We start from the raw sequence: 2,649 nt of genomic DNA on the forward strand, positions 1-2,649 counted from the left end.
ACTTTCAGGAAACCATTGTCAGCATATGCTTTTGCCTGTGATAGCATAGAAACATCTTGTGCATCAACATAAGTAACATCCGCTTTAGCAAGTAAGTCTTGTTCCATTTGTTGAATAACTTGTGAAGTTTGGTCTTTGATATTTGAGATTAGTCAAGACCCTTGGAACATAACGGCAGTGTCAAATACACCTGTTGAACCAACTATAACTAAAATAGCCTCACCGTCAAGTGCTTCAGTTCCACCTTTTTGCAATAGTACATCAGCACCGGTAACAACATCTTTAACAGGAAGTCCTGGTGTGATATATAAAGCATCAAGTTGCTCAGTTGAAGGTAGCATATCCTCACTGTCAATAGTCAATGTTCATTTAACGGTTTCTACAATGTTTCTGAAACCTAAAGCAATATTGATGACTTCTTCTTTTGTAGGAAGTGTGGTTACTTTACCATCCACATATCCGTCAATACGCATGTTGTTAAAATCAACCACTTTGGTTTCATCAACAGTTTGGATACCTTCACCAATAACTGTTCTATTCTTTACTAAAAAAAGTTCTCTTTTCATATAATCTCCTTAAATTGACAATTCTGCAATCAGGTCAATATCTGATGTCTTGCCAATAATCTGAATGTTGCCATTGGCTGTTCTTATGTAGGCGTGTGGGTCAGCAATTCATTCATATTCATCAATTTGGGCATTAGTCAGAAGTACTCAACCAATTGTGCCAAACATGTCTGATGTCATAATTCACGGTGTGTTGTCCACGTTGAAAGTGAATCCACCAACTGCTATGTTAGACCCGTTGAGTCTCTGTCACACGTTGGCATTCAACATTGCATGCTGAACAGCCTCACACACAACATTGACTAGTTGCTCCTGGTCCTCAGTCAGAAGTCATTTAAATGGAATTGATTTTAATTTTCCGTATTTCAACTTCACAATTGCCTCAATGTAGATTTGTGCAATTCTTGTGAAAAGAATGTTCTTCTCAGCCTGAGTTGTAAGCTGATGTCTCAATGCGGTGGAAGCAGGCACCTTGAACCCACCCATAGTGTTTGTCTTGAACTTGTTTTCAAAGTAATCAACCGGCAATTCACCGGCCACAAGGAAGTTACTGAATCAAGTATTTACGTCATGTTTAATCATAACCATATTATATAATGAAAAAGGCCCATATGGCCTTTACTTAATTTTCTTAATTCCTGTAATACCTGACACAGTTGATGAGCCGCCACGCATTACTTTAACAGATGCTAAACCAAGGTTTGATGATCTTTGAGCAGTTTTCACTCTAACACCAAGTGCTCTTGTTAGTTCTGATGAGCTAATTTTAGCACCTGATTGTCCTGAGATAGCCTTTCTTGCGGCACGTTTGGCAAACGCAAACCTATGAGGAACATTTTCAGTAACTTGCTTTTGCATTTCACCTGATATTTCATTTTGCATACCTTTTCAGAAACCATCAACATACTTGTCAAGATTTCCAAACATTGCTTTACCTTTTGACACTTCAATTCCAGCTTTAATTATACCTAAGATATTTCTTACTTCAGTTACTGGCATAAATGAAAGCATCTGAAGGAAACCACTTGAAAGACCTGAACCGGTTAAATCAAATGATACTGGTGAATTACCTTTTCTACCTGGAGTACCATAAGCAATATTATCAAGGTAGTATTCACCTTTTGAACGTGCTTCAAGGAAATTAAGCAATTCCATGCGTGACATCTTAGTGTAGACTGGTGGTTTTCCTGTCCTGAATTCCTCAGTTACAGTCTGTGAAGGCACAAATGAAATCTGTATCATAGAACCTGTTGGGTCTGACTCAATCACTTTATACCCAAGAATTCATCTTGATTTTACAAGTATTCCACCATATTTTTCAAATGTCTTTTCAATGTTTTCCGCTTTCTTGCCAATCTTAAATACCTTCTTAGCAAACTCACCTAACTCAGCAAGAGGCTCAAACGCTTTAGCAATAGTTCTATCAAAAATGTCATGAGCAAGTTTTGCTGGGTTTACAATATATTTAGAAATTCTAAATGTTGTACCAGTTACTTGTTTTGATAGTTTTGAAATACGTGTTGGGTCCTTATATCAAACGGCTCTAACTTTAGCATCTTCAGTGGCAATAGTAGTAAATGCAGCAAGAAGTTCTGATTGTTTTGCTTTTGAAAGGCCTCTTAATAACATTTGAATACGTGGGTCACGCATAAATTCAGCAATTAGCTCAGCAGATGTACCTTCACCATTGTTTATAAATTCCTTTATTGCTTTAACCCATTTTCTAATATCTTCAGTTTTGGAAAGAGTGGCAATTGATGCATCTCCAACAACTTGTGATCTTGTAATAGCTTCTTCTGCTTCTATAAATGAGTTAGGAGTAACTTTTCCGCTTTTAAGTTTTGCAATTGTATGCTCAGTAGTATTAGGAATTTTATTATTATTTTGAGATCACTTTTGATTTATTTCTTCTATCTGTAGATTTAATGAATTTATGCGTTCACTTCTTTCTTTAACCTTGTCAATAACACGCCTTGTCATAGACTTGATTTGGCTCTCAGGTGACCTAAAAATTCTTTCAAATTTATTCCCAAGGTCTTCTGGTCCATACTGTCATAAAATTCCTTTATCACCTAGGACTACA

Annotated in this window: 5 protein-coding genes; all 5 read right to left on the bottom strand. The window is 36.6% G+C overall.

The window, feature by feature from the left end:
• Window positions 1-152: 152 nt before the first annotated feature.
• A complete protein-coding gene (locus tag N1032_RS22460; protein WP_259542516.1) occupies window positions 153-341 on the bottom strand; it encodes a hypothetical protein in 189 nt (62 codons plus the stop codon).
• A 24-nt stretch (window positions 342-365) separates the two neighbouring features.
• On the bottom strand, window positions 366-566 hold the full coding sequence (locus N1032_RS22465; protein ID WP_259542517.1) for a hypothetical protein: 201 nt from the start codon (window positions 564-566) through the stop codon (window positions 366-368).
• 330 nt (window positions 567-896) lie between these two features.
• Entirely contained in the window at window positions 897-1,106 is a 210-nt protein-coding gene (locus N1032_RS22470; RefSeq protein ID WP_259542520.1) for a hypothetical protein, read from the bottom strand.
• A 78-nt stretch (window positions 1,107-1,184) separates the two neighbouring features.
• Window positions 1,185-1,448, bottom strand: a complete 264-nt coding sequence (locus tag N1032_RS22475; RefSeq protein WP_259542522.1) for a hypothetical protein — start codon at window positions 1,446-1,448, stop codon at window positions 1,185-1,187.
• Window positions 1,449-1,454: 6 nt separating this feature from the next.
• Complete coding sequence (locus N1032_RS22480) at window positions 1,455-1,835, bottom strand: hypothetical protein (protein WP_259542524.1); 381 nt, start codon at window positions 1,833-1,835, stop codon at window positions 1,455-1,457.
• Window positions 1,836-2,649: the final 814 nt, after the last annotated feature.

The sequence above is a fragment of the Herbiconiux daphne genome (assembly GCF_024979295.1).
Lineage (GTDB): Bacteria > Actinomycetota > Actinomycetes > Actinomycetales > Microbacteriaceae > Herbiconiux > Herbiconiux daphnes.